Origin of the sequence: Collinsella sp. i05-0019-G5, from assembly GCF_042851345.1 — a bacterium.
In the GTDB taxonomy this organism is placed as follows: Bacteria; Actinomycetota; Coriobacteriia; order Coriobacteriales; family Coriobacteriaceae; genus Collinsella.
In genome coordinates this window covers 1,399,694-1,416,366 of sequence record NZ_AP031421.1, presented here as the reverse complement: position 1 = coordinate 1,416,366, position 16,673 = coordinate 1,399,694, and the positions used below count along the sequence as shown (strand labels likewise).

At 58.8% G+C, this 16,673-nt stretch carries 14 protein-coding genes; 12 read left to right on the top strand and 2 right to left on the bottom strand.

The window, feature by feature from the left end; translation table 11 throughout:
* Nucleotide 1 precedes the first annotated feature (1 nt).
* From ACGHIZ_RS06510 to ACGHIZ_RS06500, 3 genes are all read left to right on the top strand, one after another.
* Nucleotides 2-796, top strand: coding sequence for a hypothetical protein (locus ACGHIZ_RS06510; protein ID WP_390446869.1), 795 nt, complete (start codon nucleotides 2-4; stop codon nucleotides 794-796).
* 15 nt (nucleotides 797-811) lie between these two features.
* Nucleotides 812-1,087: a hypothetical protein gene (locus tag ACGHIZ_RS06505; protein ID WP_390446867.1), complete on the top strand. Its 276-nt coding sequence runs from the start codon at nucleotides 812-814 to the stop codon at nucleotides 1,085-1,087.
* 519 nt (nucleotides 1,088-1,606) lie between these two features.
* On the top strand, nucleotides 1,607-1,843 hold the full coding sequence (locus ACGHIZ_RS06500; protein WP_390446864.1) for a hypothetical protein: 237 nt from the start codon (nucleotides 1,607-1,609) through the stop codon (nucleotides 1,841-1,843).
* Between the two features lie 677 nt (nucleotides 1,844-2,520).
* On the opposite strand, the gene ACGHIZ_RS06495 is transcribed toward ACGHIZ_RS06500, so the two are convergent.
* Complete coding sequence (locus ACGHIZ_RS06495) at nucleotides 2,521-2,664, bottom strand: hypothetical protein (RefSeq protein WP_390446862.1); 144 nt, start codon at nucleotides 2,662-2,664, stop codon at nucleotides 2,521-2,523.
* An 841-nt stretch (nucleotides 2,665-3,505) separates the two neighbouring features.
* Nucleotides 3,506-4,372: a tyrosine-type recombinase/integrase gene (locus tag ACGHIZ_RS06490; RefSeq protein WP_390446860.1), complete on the bottom strand. Its 867-nt coding sequence runs from the start codon at nucleotides 4,370-4,372 to the stop codon at nucleotides 3,506-3,508.
* 129 nt (nucleotides 4,373-4,501) lie between these two features.
* Between ACGHIZ_RS06490 and ACGHIZ_RS06485 the strand changes: the two genes are divergently transcribed.
* The 9 genes from ACGHIZ_RS06485 to ACGHIZ_RS06445 all read left to right on the top strand — a co-directional run bounded on the left by ACGHIZ_RS06485 (nucleotide 4,502) and on the right by ACGHIZ_RS06445 (nucleotide 16,662).
* A complete protein-coding gene (locus ACGHIZ_RS06485) occupies nucleotides 4,502-4,807 on the top strand; it encodes a hypothetical protein (protein ID WP_390446857.1) in 306 nt (101 codons plus the stop codon).
* Between the two features lie 4 nt (nucleotides 4,808-4,811).
* Nucleotides 4,812-5,042, top strand: coding sequence for a hypothetical protein (locus ACGHIZ_RS06480; protein ID WP_390446854.1), 231 nt, complete (start codon nucleotides 4,812-4,814; stop codon nucleotides 5,040-5,042).
* Nucleotides 5,029-6,168, top strand: a complete 1,140-nt coding sequence (locus ACGHIZ_RS06475) for an N-acetylmuramoyl-L-alanine amidase family protein (protein ID WP_390446851.1) — start codon at nucleotides 5,029-5,031, stop codon at nucleotides 6,166-6,168. The genes ACGHIZ_RS06480 and ACGHIZ_RS06475 overlap by 14 nt, the downstream gene beginning before the upstream one ends.
* 329 nt (nucleotides 6,169-6,497) lie before the next feature.
* Nucleotides 6,498-7,247, top strand: a complete 750-nt coding sequence (recO, locus tag ACGHIZ_RS06470) for a DNA repair protein RecO (protein WP_390446848.1) — start codon at nucleotides 6,498-6,500, stop codon at nucleotides 7,245-7,247.
* 138 nt (nucleotides 7,248-7,385) lie between these two features.
* Complete coding sequence (rpsO, locus tag ACGHIZ_RS06465; RefSeq protein WP_035138510.1) at nucleotides 7,386-7,664, top strand: 30S ribosomal protein S15; 279 nt, start codon at nucleotides 7,386-7,388, stop codon at nucleotides 7,662-7,664.
* A gap of 150 nt (nucleotides 7,665-7,814) precedes the next feature.
* The gene (locus tag ACGHIZ_RS06460) at nucleotides 7,815-10,061 is read left to right on the top strand and encodes a polyribonucleotide nucleotidyltransferase (RefSeq protein WP_117773517.1); all 2,247 of its coding nucleotides are present in this window, start codon (nucleotides 7,815-7,817) and stop codon (nucleotides 10,059-10,061) included.
* A gap of 640 nt (nucleotides 10,062-10,701) precedes the next feature.
* The gene (locus ACGHIZ_RS06455; protein WP_390446844.1) at nucleotides 10,702-12,372 is read left to right on the top strand and encodes a ribonuclease J; all 1,671 of its coding nucleotides are present in this window, start codon (nucleotides 10,702-10,704) and stop codon (nucleotides 12,370-12,372) included.
* A gap of 1 nt (nucleotide 12,373) precedes the next feature.
* Nucleotides 12,374-15,151, top strand: a complete 2,778-nt coding sequence (locus ACGHIZ_RS06450) for a DNA translocase FtsK 4TM domain-containing protein (protein WP_390446841.1) — start codon at nucleotides 12,374-12,376, stop codon at nucleotides 15,149-15,151.
* On the top strand, nucleotides 15,151-16,662 hold the full coding sequence (locus tag ACGHIZ_RS06445) for a RodZ family helix-turn-helix domain-containing protein (RefSeq protein ID WP_161144704.1): 1,512 nt from the start codon (nucleotides 15,151-15,153) through the stop codon (nucleotides 16,660-16,662). Before ACGHIZ_RS06450 ends, ACGHIZ_RS06445 begins: the two co-directional genes overlap by 1 nt.
* The last annotated feature ends 11 nt before the right edge of the window (nucleotides 16,663-16,673 follow it).

Sequence of the window (16,673 nt, the reverse complement as noted above, 5' to 3'; positions counted from 1 at the left end):
GATGGCTCTAGACAACTTCCGCCGCATCACCATCGATGTGGACACGGCAAATGACTACATCCCGCCAGTGATGCTTTCCGGCGGCGATTCAAACGGTCGCACGCTTCTGGTCAAGCTGACAGACAACGGCAAGGCGGTCACGTCTGCCGCCGGCATCACGGCGAAGCTGGCGTACGCCGATGGGTGCGGCAACAGCGGCTACAAGACGATGACCTCGGTCAGCGGGTACGAGACCGCCGCCTGGGAGTGTGCGGCACCCGGCAGCGTGCTCAAGACGGATTCAGCGCATCTGTGTGTCCAGTTCTGGCAGGGCTCCGATGTGGTCTGCACGCGCGTCTTCCATGCTTCCGTTGACCGAAATCTCGTATCGCTCGAATCCGGCACGACCAGCGGCGATGCGGTCAAGGAGCTTTACGACACGATCGCGAACCTCAATCAGGTCATTAACCGCGCCAACGCATCAGCGAACAAGGCTGATTCGTCCGCCGCTTCGGCAGACGCCAACGCCGACGCCGCCAACAAGGCGGCAAGCGCAGCCACCGCCGCAGCCAAGCAGGCGAACGCCGCCGCAGCCGCGACCAAGCCCTACTACATGCAGGCCGCGGAGCCAGCGCGCGACAAGCGTGTCGACGGGATGCTCTGGATGCAGACCAACGAGGGCACGCACAAGATTACGTCGTTCAAGCGTTGGGACACTGGCCTGCCCGGCACGGCGCTGTGGCCCGGCGCCACGACATTCCCCTCCGATAGCACGTATCCCGACGAAAAAGGCGCTTGGACGCCGTTCACCATCTAAAGAAAGGACACCACAATGGCAAATCTCGTAACCTTCGCCAAGAAGCTCTGGAAGGACAAGGTCGGCGGCAATACCCCCATCACCGCCGCCGAACTGAACCGCATGGAGGGCGGTATTAACGACTGTGCCACCCAAATCAACAAGCTCGGGGATTCCGTATCCCTACACAGAACCGCTTTAATCAATGACAGAATCAGATTTGAGTGGAAGACAAAAGACGGCAACAATGGGCTACATGTTTATGTCGACAAAACGCTTGTCGCATTCATCCGACAGAATACTGGCCTATAGCATTCCGTATTCCAGACTTCCGACGGCATTGCAGCGGAAGTGGAACTTAATAGCCAAAATTTGCCAACCCTCGGTTTTCGATGCGGAGCAACCAGGATTACGGTGAACTTCTTAAATGACAGGATTCTCGTCTTTAACGAGACCGAGAGTAAACATGTCGCCGTATTTAAAAAGGACGAATAGCATTCCGTATCCCTGCTTTCCCATGACATGTCAAGAGAAAACGGTACGGTCAGCATCGCATTCAGCTCTGCCACCCGCGCGGTCGCTCTCGTAATGATGGATTCCAACGGCAAAGGGAGGGCGTGCCTATATTTCGTCTCGGGAATATCGAAATCCGCGATATTGCTCGCAGGGAACAGCAACGAGCCGTCATGGAGCGATGACGGGGCAACCATCACCCTCAATTCGACCGATTGGAACAACGTTACCGTTATTTCTGCTGGAGAGCCGACCATCTCGTTTGCTTAGTTTTCCGTATCCCCGTTTAAAACGTTTGCTACAAATGACAAAAGCAGCGTGACGCTGTCGTTTGAATCCGCCAACCATTCGACAGCGTTTCTGATTATCGACAATAACGGCAACCCGAGCGCCATTTTCCTGAATTGCATAACCTCGACGAGTGAGATTCTTGCAGGTCAGAGTCTTAACATCACATTCCAGAACAAAACGACGGCCGTGATAAAAACCCCAAACTGGTCTTTCGGAGTGGTCATGACGCCGATGGGCTATGACTGCTCCATTTCGGTTGCATAGCATTCCGTATCCAAGCTATATGCCACAGAAGTTACGGACATGGATAACCCACCGAATTGCATAATGTTTGCAACGACTGTCAACCCAAAAGGACTTCCCAGCGATTTTGGAAGCAATGCGGCGCTAGTTATACAGCAGAACCCCGGAGTGACATACTCTGCGCAGTTCGCCTTCTCGTTCGGTGGAAAAGTCGCGATGCGAATGCGACGCAACTCAACGAGTTGGGATAACTGGAAGTATCTAACACCGCAGTAGCATTCCGTATCCTCGATGGTCACAAAAGGTGACGCAGAGGTAATTCAGCTCAGTTGGGAAAACCTAGACGGAGAGAACTACCTTTGCGTCCGCGTCAACTACGTACTGGCTGTAAAAATCAAGGCGAACGTGTAAGAGCATTCCGTATCCCAGCGCCTGTCTATAAACATAAGCCAAGGCGAAAGCAAGATTTCGCTGAATGATTTGACAGAAACCGGACTATACACGGCCTTCAACCCAGATAACGCCCCGTCAGAGATCAAAGGCGCGTGGATAACCGTCATCAACGTCATCATAGCCAATAACGTTAAATACAGGTCACAGATTCTCTGGAGCAACAACGCATCCTACGGCATTTACCTGCGCAACTGCACAAACGGCTCATGGGATGATTGGGTGAAATCGTAGAGCGCGGGATGCTTCTATTTTGGCGCTGTAATATGCCAGATTACCTTTTCTTCCGCATCGTTATACAGGTAGATGCCATCCATCTGAACGCAGAGCGCATAGTCTGATGTCGCGGTTTGCACCGCGACCTGAATAGGCTGAGGTTTGGCGAGCGACATATTACCGCCGACTCTGGCACGTACCGCCTCATTGCAGATCGTTGTGCTTTGGGATACGGAATGCTATTCTACAAACCTGCATACATAGTTCTTCTTTTCGTTTGAATCCCAGATTCCGATGCCGCTCTTTTTGTCAAACCAGACAGACATCGGCGTGCCCGCAATCGAGAGCTGTAGCACTCCGTCATCGGCGGTGTACGAGACTCGGAAGACCGTTCCTTCCTGCGCGAACTGAACACGGGATACGGAATGCTACTTAGTCCACAGTGTTTTGATATTGCCTGTAGTTCCGTACTGTAATTGGATGCCTTTTGCTTTCGATATGATGACGTAAAGCGATTTGCCGTCCTTTAAACAGAATTGCATTTGGATATAAGTGTCCTCGCCTGACCCCCACGAGCCGTAGGTAATGGCGGTAACGTCTCCCCAGAAGCTCGGAACTTGGGATACGGAATACTACTTGGTGGTGTCAAAGCTACACGTGTAGTTCAGGTGCTCTGAAGAGTCCCAGATTCCAATGCCCTTATTCTTGTTGAACCACACATAAAAAGGTGTGCCCAGAACACCAATCTGTAATCCGCCGTCCTCAGTGTATGAGATGTTTAGCTTTGTGTCGGATTCAATGAAATTGATACGGGATACGGAATGCTATCTCGTCTTGACATAGGTGCCGATTCGTTCCTTCGTCACCTCGTCATACAAGACAATCTCGCTGGCATAGCAATTCAGCGACACGCATTGCCCAATACCGTTTTTGACGGTGATGATAATCTCTCTGCCACTGGTGAGACTGACCGTACACTCGGTTGTACTACCGTCCGAGTCGAGCTGGCATACGGAATCACCACTCCATAGCTGCCGTGTATGAATCGCTCGCCCTAGCAACGACCGTCCTGAAACTTTGCAGGTAGTGCGACATGGCGGTATTGACCGTGGAATGCCCCAACGCCACGGCTATGTCCTCGATGGCGGCACCATGCTCCAGCGATATGGTCGCCCAGCTGTGGCGCAGGCATGTCATCGGTACGTGGGGCAGGTCGAATCGCTTGCAGAACGCGCGGAACTTGCGGGCCACGGCGTTGGGGTCAAGCAGGCATAGGCGACCAGACCTGCGGGCACCTCGTATCGCTCGCAGGCGCTCAAGCGCGAATCGCGGCAGCTTGAGCTTACGGTCAGACAGCTTGGTCTTGCATCCCGTCTCCACGACCTCTCCGCCTACGACATGTAGTCCGCGCTGTACGTGAACCCATCCGCTACGCCAGTCCACATCCTCGATTCTCACGGCGCACGCCTCGCACCTGCGCAGCCCGAGCGCGGCACCGAGCAGGACTGCGGCCTCGAAGGGCTGTCCCACGATGGCCTTGAGCGTGGTGCGCTCCTGCTCGGCAGTGAGCGTCGGTCGGCGCACCGTGGGCTTTTTGGGCAACTCGACCCCTTGCGTCACGTCCCAGATTCGCAGCTGGTGGCGGCGCAATACCCAGCGGTATATCTGCCTAAAGGTCTTGTAGGCCTTTTCAGCCGCGCCGGGGAGCGTGAACGAATCGACCCAATCTTGAACCTCTTCAAAGCTGATCGTCTCAATCTCGCGCTTGCCCCACTGCGGCATCAGGTGGCAGCGGATGGCGCTACGGTAGCCCTCCAACGTGGTCGCCCGCAGACGCTTGCCCTTGTCGCTCATGTACTCGGTGACGGCATCGGAAAACAGCATTTTTGACAGTCCAATCTCTAAAAAATCCCAGACGTTTTGCATGGTAGCCCTCCGCATTTCGTCTGGGATTTTTGGCTTTAAAGCGCGGGGGACGGCGGCTTGATACTGCCGTGGAATGGAGGTGATGCGATGGACGCAGTAATCATCAACTCGGCCCTGTCGTGGTGCGTTGCCGCCCTTTTGGGGGCCGTTCTGGTGGCGCTGAAGCGGCTCTATAGCCTAATCCTTGCCAATCAGGAGGGCACTAAGACTCTGCTCCGCAGCAGGCTCTACGACATTCACGAGCGCACGGTCGAGAAGGGTTATTGCCCTGATGAGCGTAAACGCGAGACGGAACAGGTGTACACGGCGTACCACGCGCTCGGCGGCAACGGGGTTGGCACGAAGTACTACCAAGAAATCCTAAATGCGCCAGTGTGCGCGGAAAGGGGGTAGCCAGATGACTACCGAAGATATTGTTCGCAAGCTGACCAGCCGCAAGTTCTGGCTTTGCGCTGCCGCTTTCCTCGGCAGTGTGGCGGCTAGCATCGCAGGCATCACTACAAGTAACGAGACTGTAGCCATCATCGGCACGGTCTGTGGAGTGGTGAGTGCCGCGATCTATGCGGCAGCTGAGCAAGCGGTCGATGCAGCCCGCCTGAAGGCAGGTGGAGCGAATGACCGAGACTGAGACTGAGCCTAAGCGCAAGCTGCCGCTCCGTAGCGTCTTTGCCGTCATCCTCGCCCTTGTGGCAGCGCTTGCCGCTCCACTCAGCGCGGAAGCCTACCAGAGCCAAGATGCCTACGTGAGCAATGGACACGGCTACCTCAACGCCCAGTATCTTGTTATCCACGAGACGGCGAACCCCGGTGCATCCGCGTGGAATCATGTGCTGTATTGGCGCGGCAATGATACATATGCCGTCCATCATGTGATGGAACTTGACGGTTCCACCGTGTACAACACCGTGCCCGAGAACCGCTTGTGCTGGCACGTTGGCAATGGAAACTACGCCACGGTCGGCATCGAGCTGGCGCACGCCACCAATGCTTCTGACTTTTCCAAGCAGTGGAACGAAGCTGTGAAGTGGGCTGGCGATGAACTCCGCTCCCGTGGCTGGGATACGTCCCGCCTTTTGAGCCACTACGAGGCGGCTCAGCGCTGGGGCGGCTCCGATCATACCGACCCTAACGGATACTTCCGTCAGTACGGCAAGACGTGGTACGAGTTCAAGCAAGCGGTCGCTAGCTACTTGGGCAGCGGCTACATCGCGCCGACCGCGCCGACCGACGCCAACGGCGGCACGTATCAGCCCTCCACTTCTGCTACTCGCACGAGTTTCCCGAAGTCCACGGGTAAGAGCGTAAATATCCACTATGCCTTGCACAATCGCTACGGCGCGTGGAATGATGCCGTTACCAACTTCAATGACAGCAACTCCGAGGGCTTTGCTGGCATGCCTTACAGCTCCCACGACATGCTTATCGCATGGGTGGATAGCGGCACCCTTCGCTACCGTGTCCACACCAAGGAGAGTGGATGGCTCGACTGGGTGCAGACCGCCAACTACAACGATTTCGTAAATGGCATGGCAGGCATCTGGGGCCAGACGATTGACGGCGTGCAGATGTACTACATCACCCCGTCTGGCGAGTACAAGCAGGTCTACTACCGTGCTCAGGACGTTGCACACGCAAACTGGCACGATGAGGTCTGCGATGACGGCTCCACCTATGGCGGCGATGACTACGCTGGTATCTACGGTTACGCGCTTGATCGTCTCCAGTGCTACGTGTCTGACGGTACGCGCCGATGATGGGTTTGGTAATCGCCTTTATCCTCGGCTCCACCTTCGGTAGCCTGATGTTCTTCTTGGCGCTGTGCATCGTCGGTGCTTTCCGAGACGATTAAAATAAAGGCGCAATACAAACCTCGTTTGAGGTTATTAGCCCCCGTCTCCTATCACTGGGAAACGGGGGCTATTTTTGTCTACGGGTCTATCCGCGTCCTAACTCAGTCCATAAGTTCTGAAATATGCACTACTATGGAGACCTATGGAAACGTATAACTGCACTATGGAGCGCTATGGAGACCTATAGAACACTTATCTACTACTTCGCCGAGGACTAAGGACGCGCAGCGCGCATGGCAGGCTCCCGGACATATCGCACGAAGGTGCTCGTGCTCGACAAGACCAAGCTCAAAGAGACCGATCTGATTCTGACGATGCTTGACGAGCGGGGTCGTCAGGTTCGTGCCGTGGCAAAGGGGGCCCGCAAACCCGGTGGGCGCTTGGCGGCGCGCTGCGAATTATTCTGTACCGTCGATATGCTGCTCGCACATGGACGCTCGCTCGACGTTGTTTCTCAGGCCGAGCTTTTGGAAGCGCCGGTTGGCGCCGCGCCCGATTACGAGACGACCTGCGCCGCAAGCGCGATTGCCGAGGTCGCGCGCGTGTGCTCATTCGAGGACGCCGAGGACCCGTTTACCTTTGCCATCACGCAGCGGGCGCTCACGCTTGTCGGCTGTGGGCTCGACTCGGCACATATGGACCTGCTCGTGGCGGCCTTTGTCTTTAAACTTCTGTCGCACGTGGGCTATCGACCCGTTTTTTCGGCCTGCGTGCTGTGCGGAGACCCCATGCTGTCGTACTTTTCGCCCCAGGCGGGCGGGCTCATGTGCGGTTCGTGCGCGTCGAGCGTTCCGGGTGCCGAGCTGGTTTCGACCGGTGAGGTCGAGTGGCTGCGCGCCCTCATGTCCATGACCTTCGATGCACTCATGGTCGAGCGAATCGACCCGCATACGGCGGCGTTCTTGCTCGGGCTTTCGCATGTGTGGGCTGCGACGCACACCGACCAGCGCCTCCGTGCGATGGAATTCATGTTGGGTCGGTGATGATGCGCATGGGCGGTCTGCTTGTGGTAACATACCGACCTGTTGGTACCTCGACCTTGGATGCTCGCTCCACCGACGGCTTCCCAGTCCGAGGCGAATAGTGTCGCCCGCGGGCGACAAGAAACGAAAGGTGAAACAATGACTGTTTCCAAAGAGCGCAAGGCTGAGCTGACTGCCCAGTTCGGTAACACCCCGGTCGACACCGGCAACCCCAAGGTTCAGGTCGCCATCCTGTCCGAGCGCATCAAGGAGCTGACCGAGCACATGAAGTCCCACCAGAAGGACTTCCACACCCGTCGTGGCCTGCTCATGCTCGTCGGCCGTCGTCGTCGTCTTCTCTCCTACATCAAGAAGAACGACATCGTCGAGTACCGTGAGCTCATCAAGGCTCTGGGCATCCGCGACAACATCCAGTAAGGATTTGTACATGCTAAGAGCGTCCTGCGCAGCGGGGCGCTCTTTTTGTGTAAGGGCGCGAACAATCACGCTCTGAAGCGTGGCGGGGGCAGGGGGCCCGCGTCACATGAGAAGCCCACAGGCAAGGGGCCTGTGGGGTAAAGGAGAACAATGACACTCGTATCCAAGACCTTTGAGCTGTACGGCAAGACCTACACCTTTGAGTCCGGCGAGCTTGCCAAGCAGGCCACCGGCGCCTGCCTGGTCAAGCAGGGCGACACCACGATGCTCGACACCGTGGTTGTCTCCAAGGAGCGCAAGAACTACGACTTCTTCCCGCTGACCGTCGACTTCAACGAGAAGATGTACGCAGCCGGCCGCATCCCGGGTGGTTACCTCAAGCGTGAGGGCCGTCCCAGCGAGAAGGCCACGCTCACCGCGCGCATGATTGACCGTCCGATTCGCCCGAGCTTCCCGGACGGCTTCCGCAACGAGGTGCACATTGTCGCCACCTCGCTCGTCGCCGACCAGGTCAACCCCTTCGACGTCATCAACGTCATGGGTGCCTCCCTGGCCATGACGCTCGGCGGCGTGCCCTTCGAGGGTCCGCTTGCCTGCGTGCGCATCGGCCGCAACGTGGAGACCGGCGAGTTTATCGTCAACCCCACCTATGAGGAGCGCGAGAACTCCGATCTGGACCTGGAGCTGGGTGGCTCCGCCGACTTCATCTCGATGGTCGAGGCCGGCGCCGAGGAGATCTCCGAGGACGACATGCTCGCCGCCATGAAGTTTGGCCAGGAGGCCCTTGCTGCCTTCTGCCAGGCTCAGGACGAGTTTGTCGCCGAGTGGGAGCAGGTCAACGGCGCCATCGTCAAGAAGGAGTACCCGCTCGACCAGCCCGTCGAGGAGGTCCAGGAGCGCATCTTCGCCCACTACGACGAGATGGCAGCCGCCCTTCGCGACGCCGACAAGCTCTCCCGTATCGGTAAGGTCGAGGCTCTGAAGGAGTCCATCCGTGCCGAGTTCACCGAGGAGGAGCAGTCCGCTTGGGAGCGCGAGATTCCCGTGGCGCTCAAGAAGCTCGAGAAGAAGGCTATGCGTACCATGGTCGTCGAGACCGGCGAGCGCGTCGACGGCCGTGCCGCCGATGAGATTCGCCCCATCATGGTGAAGGATAACTACCTGCCGCTCGTTCACGGCTCCGGTCTGTTCCAGCGTGGCCAGACCCAGGTGCTTTCCGTCCTGTCGCTCGGTATGCTCAACGAGGGCCAGCGTCTGGATACCATCGAGCCCACCGAGGGCAAGCGCTACATGCACCACTACAACTTCCCGCCGTTCTGCACCGGCGAGACCGGCCGCATGGGCAGCCCCAAGCGCCGCGAGATCGGCCACGGCAACCTGGCTGAGCGCGCTTTGCTTCCGGTGCTCCCCGACGAGAACGAGTTCCCCTACGCCATCCGCGTCGTCTCCGAGGTCATGGAGTCCAACGGCTCCTCTTCGATGGCTTCGACCTGCGGCTCCACGCTCGCCCTTATGGACGGCGGCGTGCCCATTAAGCGCCCGGTCTCCGGTATCGCCATGGGCCTGATCCAGGAGGAGGGCAAGACCGTGGTCCTGTCCGACATCCAGGGTCTCGAGGACTTCCTTGGCGACATGGACTTTAAGGTCACCGGCACCACCGAGGGCATTACCGCTCTGCAGATGGACAACAAGGCCACTGGTCTTACCTTTGACATCTTGGCCCGCGCCCTGCAGCAGGCCAAGGAGGGTCGCGCCTTCATCCTGCAGAAGATGCTCGATGTGATCCCCGAGCCGCGCCACACCACGCGCAGCACCGCTCCGCGTATCGTCTCCATCCAGGTTCCGACTGACAAGATTCGCGACGTCATCGGTTCCGGCGGTAAGGTCATCCGCGGCATCCAGGACGAGACCGGCGCTTCGGTCGACATCCAGGAGGACGGCACCGTCTTTGTCGGCGGCACCGGCGAGTCCGTCGATCAGGCTGTCGAGCGTATCAAGCTCATCATCAAGGTTCCCGAGCCGGGCGAGGAGTACACCGGTCGTGTGGTCTCCATCCAGCCCTTCGGCGCCTTCGTCAACCTGCTGCCCGGCAAGGACGGCCTGCTGCACATCTCCCGCGTCGCCAAGGGCCGCGTGGAGAAGGTCGAGGATGTCCTTAACGTGGGCGACGAGGTCAAGGTCGTCGTCATTGAGGTCGACGATCGCGGCAAGATCTCGCTCGATCGTCTTGACAAGCCCGAGGCTCCGGCTCGCGCCGAGGGTACCTCCGAGGGCGACGGCGAGCACTTCCAGCGTCGTGAGCGTCCGCGTCGCGAGCGCTCCGAGCGCAGCGACCGTCCGCGCCGTCCCGGCGACAACGGAGGCCGCAAGCCCCGCCGTCACCACGACGCCGAGTAACAGCCGTACATAAGCAGCACCGCAAGGGCGACTCCGGACAGGGGTCGCCCTTTTGCTTGCGCCCGGGAGGGCCGCATATGAAATTTCCTGCTCTACAGTCCTGCGCAAGACGGAAAGCACATTAAGTGCTTTCCTTTGCGTGCGGAACTCGCGATAAACTTCATATGCGGCCCTCCCGGGCGCAAGCAAAAGGACTGGTTAGTGCCGCTCGCAATTTAGTTAGACAGTCTATTCAGTAGTCAGATTTCGGATTTGTAGATAGACGCTGCAGCATTTCCCCAGATAAAATCGACCAAAATTAACCTGTCCCTTATTGGCCGGTTTCCCGTGGGGCGGGCACTGATGAAGTTTATCGCGAGTTCCGCACGAACAGGAGGCCACTTAATGTGGCCTCCGTCGTGAGCAGGACTGTAGAGCAGGAAACTTCATCAGTGCCCGCCCCACGGGAAACCGGCGGGATAGACCAGTTCAGATGGGGCTTTGATGCATGGGTGGTCTGTTGTTGTGCAAATGGGTATCATACTGTAGTTATTGCATCGACTCTGCGATGCATGTTTGTACGTTCCCGACGGTCGGTTTGCCAGAAGCGCCCCGTCGGTTGTTCCAGACCCGTTTCGAAGAAAGGAAACCACACTAACCTATGGCAGCTAAAAAATCATCTCCCTTGAAGATCATCCCGCTCGGCGGCCTTGATGGCATCGGCAAGAACATGACGGTCTTCGAGTGCGGCGACGACATGGTGCTCGTCGACGCCGGTCTTATGTTCCCGGATGACTCCCAGCCCGGTATCGACCTGGTGCTTCCCGACTACACCTATGTTCTGGAGAACGAGGAGAAGCTCCGCGGTATCATCGTTACTCACGGCCACGAGGACCACACCGGTTCGCTTCCGTACCTGCTGCAGGACCTCAACAACAAGGTGCCCATCTTCTCGAGCAAGCTGACGCTTGGCTTTATCGAGGGCAAGCTTTCTGAGTTCCGCATCCGCGCACCCAAGTTCCGCGAGGTCAAGAGCGGCAGCCATGTCAACCTCGGCGGCATCTCGCTCGACTTCTTCTCGATGACGCACTCCATCCCCGGCGCTCTGGGCGTGTTCATCCGCACCAATCAGGGCACCGTTATGCACACCGGCGACTTTAAGCTCGACCAGACGCCCATCGATGGCGTTACGCCCGACTATGCCGCTATCAGCCGCTTTGCCAAGCAGGGCATCGACCTGCTGCTTTCCGACTCCACCAATGCCACGGTTCCCGGCTTTACCAAGTCCGAGGCCGAGGTTGGTCCCAACCTGTTGCACGCCATCAAGAACGCCCCGGGTCGCGTGTTCGTCGCGTCGTTCTCGAGCCACATCCATCGTCTGCAGCAGATCTGCGATGCCGCCCGCAAGTGCGGCCGTAAGGTCGTTGTGACCGGTCGCTCCATGCTCACGAACACCCGCGTGGCGCGTGAGCTGGGCTACCTCAACATCGATGACGCCGATATCATCGATGCCTTCGATATCGATAACCTGCCCGACGATAAGATTGTCGTCATGTGCACCGGTTCGCAGGGCGAGCCGCTGTCGGCCCTGTCCCGCATGGCCAATGGCGAGCACAAGACGCTCTCCATCCACGAGGGCGATACCGTTATCCTTTCGGCAACTCCTGTTCCTGGCAACGAGAAGGCCGTCCAGCAGGTCGTCAACAGCCTGGCCAAGCTCGGCTGCGACGTGTGGGATAAGAACCGCGCTCTCGTCCACGTCTCGGGTCACGGTAGCCAGGAGGAGCTCAAGCTCCTGATGGCCATGGCCAAGCCCACGTACTTTATGCCGGTTCACGGTGAGGCCGTGCATCTGCGCGCCCATGCGCAGCTGGCCCGCAAGATGGGCATCAAGGACGATCATATCTTTATCCTCGATAACGGCGACACGCTCGAGATGCGCGGTGGTATCGTCAAGCGCGGTACGCCCGTCGAGTCCGGTGTCGTTTACGTCGACGGCCTGCGTATCGGCGATACCGACCCCATCGTCCTGCGCGATCGCCAGAAGCTCGCCAACGACGGTATGGTCACGGCCGTTGCCATCGTCTCCCTCAAACACAAGAAGATCGAGGCCATCGAGTTCTCGGGCCGCGGCGTCTCGTTTGCCATCGACGACCAGTTCTCCGAGGATGCCTCCGCGTCCATTATGAAGACGATCGAGAAGGGTAAGTTTAGCTTTACCAGCAGCGGTTCCGATGCCATTCGCAAGGCCGTGCGCGATTCGCTCTCTAACTTTATCTGGAGCCGTACGCGCACCCGTCCGATGATCATCCCGGTCGTCATGGAGGTTTAGTTTGGCGCGCGGATCTGCACAAAACGCCAAAGGCAATAAGGCCAATAACCAACCGGCATCTGCTAAGGGTGCCGGTTCCCATCTGCGTGCCAATAAGGGCCACGAGTCCGAGTTTGATGAGTTTGAGCCCCTGGTCGAGCCTTCGGCCAATCGCGATATCGCCGGTGTGGTCATCGCCGTTTTGGCGATCGCGTCCTTCATTGCCGTGATCTCTCCGGCAACAGCGCCCGTGACGGCTGCGGTTGCCGGTTTCTACCACCTGGGCTTTGGTCTGGGCGCCTACGTGCTGCCGATCGTCATCTTGCTGTTTGCCGCCACGCTCTTTTTGGGTGAGGACTCGCCGCTCAACGTGCGCTCTGTTGCGGGCGGCGCCTTGGTCTTTATCGCCGTCGTCTCCATTCTTTCGCTGATGGTGCCGGGCACGAGCGATTCGTGCGACCTTATGTTTACGCCGCAGAACCTTTCCGTGTCGGGCGGCTACATTGGCGCCTTTATCGCAAGTGCCTTGCAAAACGCCTTGGGTAAACCTATCGCCATGGTTGTCTTGCTGGGGCTTGTCGTCGTTGGTTTGGTCATTATCGGCTTTTCGGTGGGTGGCGTTTTGCGCTCCGCACGCGATCGCGCTGCCGATTTTGCCGAGCGTCGACGTGCCGATGTCAATGCGAGCCCGTGGGGCGATGAAGAGGCCCTGTCTGTTCCCGGCGTCGCTCGTCCGCACCTGAGCATTTTGCGCCAGAAGGGGACTGACGCCGCGGTGACCACGGTCATGGGTGGCGATGTCGACCCGGTTTTGGATGACGACGAGGACGATGACCCGTTTGTCGACGTATCCGAGTCGGTTGAAGCCGAGCGGGCCAAGACCACGCTGCTGCCGCGCCGTCATGCCAAGAAGGGCAAGACGGTTCCCAAGCTCAATACGAGTGAGCCCGACCCGTCTTGGTCCGATAGCGAGATTGAGCTCACCGAGGGCGATGACGAGGACGACGAGGCTCCGATTGAGACCGCAAAGACAACTTTGCTGCCGCGTCGCCATGCTAAGCGCGAACAGGTAACCGGCCAGCTTTCGATGGAAGACGACCCCGATAAGATCGACGAGTCCGAGCCGCCGTTTGCCGTGAGTCCTGTCTCGGCAACACCTCAGATTCCCGACTTCTTGAAGCATCCCAAGGTTGCCGATACGGCTGTCGCGGGCGCTGCCGAGGCGCCTACTCCTAGCGATGGGGGAGCGGTCAATGCCCCCGCGGATAACGAGGGCGAAGAAGAGGACGGCCTCAAGCTTCCGCCGCTCGAGATCCTGCACGCCAACCCGCAGTCGGCGTCCTCCGCGTCATCTGACAAGGAGCTGGAACAGACTGCCGAGTCACTGCAATCCACCTTGCTTGAGTTTGGCCGCAGTGCCCGCGTGGTCGGCTGGATCGCCGGCCCCACGGTGACGACCTTTAAGCTGCAACCTGGCGAGGGCGAGCGCGTGAGCAAGATTTCGAGCCTCGAGGACGATATCGCGCTTTCGCTCGCTGCTCAGTCGGTGCGCATCTTTGCCCCGATCCCCGGTACCTCGCTTGTGGGTATCGAGATTCCCAATCGCAAGCGCCAGAACGTCAACCTGGGCGACGTGCTTCCCTATGTGAAGGGCGGTCCGCTCGAGCTGGCCATCGGTCGAGATGCCGAGGGCACGCCGGTCGTCGCTGACCTCGCCAAGATGCCCCACCTGCTGATCGCCGGCACGACCGGTTCTGGTAAGTCGGTGATGATCAATTCCATCATCACGACCCTGCTCATGCGAGCCCTTCCCGAGGACGTTCGCCTGATCATGGTCGACCCCAAGCGCGTCGAGCTTGCGGGCTATAACGGTTTGCCGCATCTCTATGTGCCCGTGGTGACCGAGCCCAAGCAGGCCGCGAGCGCTCTGCAATGGGCCGTGTCCGAGATGGAGCGTCGCCTGAAGGTCTTCGAGCGTCTCAACGTGCGTAAGATCTCGACCTACAACGAAAAGCAGGCCGCCGGCGAGTTTGAGCATTACGACAACCCGCCCCAAAAGATGCCCTATCTGGTCATTATCATCGACGAGCTTTCGGACCTGATGATGGTCGCCGGCAAGGATGTCGAGGCCTCGATCGTTCGTATCGCCCAGCTGGGCCGTGCCGCCGGTATACACCTTATCGTGGCTACGCAGCGCCCCAGCTCCAACGTGGTGACGGGCCTCATCAAGGCCAACATCACCAACCGCATCGCCTTTAACGTCGCCACGGGCATCGACTCGCGCGTCATTATTGACCAGATGGGTGCCGAAAAGCTCACCGGTTTGGGCGACATGCTGTTCTCCAAGGTCGACTGGGGCAAGCCTCGCCGTATCCAGGGCTGCTTTGTCTCGGATGACGAAATCAACGAGATTGTCGAGTTCGTCAAGTCGCAGAGCGAGCCCGACTACCACGAGGAGATTCTGTCTGCCGTGGCGCCCGCTTCCATGTCCATGGCGGGTGGCGGCGGTATTGTCCGCACCGGAGTAGCCGAGCCGCAAGACGATGATCCGCTCATTTGGGAAGCCGCCCATATTGTGGTGGAATCGCAGCTTGGCTCCACATCTGGCCTGCAACGTCGTCTGAAGGTTGGCTATGCGCGTGCCGGGCGTATTATGGACATGCTGGAAGAAAAGGGTGTCGTCGGCCCGCCCGACGGTTCCAAGCCGCGTGAGGTCCTGTTGGACGAGGAGGGGCTTGCCGCGCTGGAATCTGTCGACGCCGAGATGGCACGTGAAGATCGTGAGTTTGGAGGATTCTGATGGCTGCACGCTTTGGTGACATGCTGCTCGAGCAGCGTCGCCGGATGGGCCTTTCCATTCAGCAGGTCGCCAACACCATCAAAATCAGGCCGCAGATCATCGAGTTTTTCGAGACCGGTAACTTTGCTTCGATGCCGCCGCGCGGCTATGCGCAGGGCATGATTTCGAGCTATGCTCGCTTTTTGGGCCTCAATCCGCGCGAGGTCGTCAATGCCTACTTTGACGACCTGATGGCATACGAACGCGAGACGTCGCAGCAGGGCGGTCGTTTTCAGGACGCCGCCGGCTACGTCAATTCGCGTTCCTCGGTCGATAACGGGCGCTTCCTGATGGTTCAGGGCGGTCGTTCAACCCGCTATGGACAGCGTCCTCAGCAGGCCGGTTATATTACTGAGACGGGTTCGGGCGAGGAGATTCGCTCACAGCGTGACCGGTTCCGCAGTACGCCGATGCCCGAGGACCGTGCACTTCCCGCTGCCCGCGGCGTGGCGCGTGACCCTCGTGCCGGCTACGGCGACGGCGGCTATTCCGATCGCGGTTACCGTGGTGCCTCTATGGGACGCTCTCGCGGTGGCTATTCGGATGCCGATACCACGCAGGTGACGCCGCGTCTTCGCTCTCAATCACAGCCGTATGGCCAGCGCTCTTCGGCTCCGCGTTCGGTCCAGCGTGGCTATCAAGGCCGCGGTGAACTTGCGCCCCGCTCGGGTCAGCGCAGCCTTCAGGGCCAGGGCGGCTATCGCGGCCGTTCCGATAGCAATCGCGGTCGTATGCCTCAGGGAAGCGGCCGCAGCAGTTCCGGTCGTGGACGCGGCGGATCACGTACTCCTCAAAACAACGGGCTCGATCCGCGTATCGTCTACGCCGGCATCGGTGCCGTTGTGCTGCTGTTGATTGTGCTCATCGTGGTGCTTCTACGTGGCTGCGCATCTTCGGCGCCCGAGAACACGCCCGAGACGCCCACTGCTACCAAGATGACGACCAAGAAGTCTTCTAAGAAGACCGAAACGGTCGACGAGGACGATGACACCGATGAGGCGACGGATGAGTCGACTGATTCGGACGCTACCAAGACGACGGCCAAGAAGGAAGAGAACGAGGTCACGAAGGTCAAAGTCTCCGTTGCCAAGGGAAAGACCGCGTGGATTGAGGTCAAGGTTGACGGCAAGTCGGTCTATGGCGCCCAGGCGACTGGCCCCTTTGAGCAGGAGTACACGCCCGAGTCTTCGATCGAGATCACCACGTCCAAGCCTTCCGATGTCACCGTTACCAAGAACGGTGAAAAGGTTCGTTACGATACCAAGACCTCGGGCGTGGCGCGTGTGACGATCACCGTTCCCAAGAAGGAGACGTCTGATTCCGAGAATGGTGAAAGTTCTGATGGTACCGACACCACCGATGGTACCGATGCCACCGACGGTACCGATGCCCAGTCCACGGATGGCGCCGATACCGCAACTGACGGTCAGACACCCACCGATTCTACCGACAATTCGTACGATAGCTACTAGGCCGCTCGTAC

Bases quoted from the DNA above. Each gene is read 5' to 3' on its own strand.
- ACGHIZ_RS06510 (WP_390446869.1), top strand. From the start codon at position 2: ATGGCTCTAGACAACTTCCGCCGCATCACCATCGATGTGGACACGGCA.
- ACGHIZ_RS06505 (WP_390446867.1), top strand. From the start codon at position 812: ATGGCAAATCTCGTAACCTTCGCCAAGAAGCTCTGGAAGGACAAGGTC.
- ACGHIZ_RS06495 (WP_390446862.1), bottom strand. From the start codon at position 2,664: ATGTCGCTCGCCAAACCTCAGCCTATTCAGGTCGCGGTGCAAACCGCG.
- ACGHIZ_RS06490 (WP_390446860.1), bottom strand. From the start codon at position 4,372: ATGCTGTTTTCCGATGCCGTCACCGAGTACATGAGCGACAAGGGCAAG.
- ACGHIZ_RS06485 (WP_390446857.1), top strand. From the start codon at position 4,502: ATGGACGCAGTAATCATCAACTCGGCCCTGTCGTGGTGCGTTGCCGCC.
- ACGHIZ_RS06480 (WP_390446854.1), top strand. From the start codon at position 4,812: ATGACTACCGAAGATATTGTTCGCAAGCTGACCAGCCGCAAGTTCTGG.
- ACGHIZ_RS06475 (WP_390446851.1), top strand. From the start codon at position 5,029: ATGACCGAGACTGAGACTGAGCCTAAGCGCAAGCTGCCGCTCCGTAGC.
- recO (WP_390446848.1), top strand. From the start codon at position 6,498: ATGGCAGGCTCCCGGACATATCGCACGAAGGTGCTCGTGCTCGACAAG.
- rpsO (WP_035138510.1), top strand. From the start codon at position 7,386: ATGACTGTTTCCAAAGAGCGCAAGGCTGAGCTGACTGCCCAGTTCGGT.
- ACGHIZ_RS06460 (WP_117773517.1), top strand. From the start codon at position 7,815: ATGACACTCGTATCCAAGACCTTTGAGCTGTACGGCAAGACCTACACC.
- ACGHIZ_RS06455 (WP_390446844.1), top strand. From the start codon at position 10,702: ATGGCAGCTAAAAAATCATCTCCCTTGAAGATCATCCCGCTCGGCGGC.
- ACGHIZ_RS06445 (WP_161144704.1), top strand. From the start codon at position 15,151: ATGGCTGCACGCTTTGGTGACATGCTGCTCGAGCAGCGTCGCCGGATG.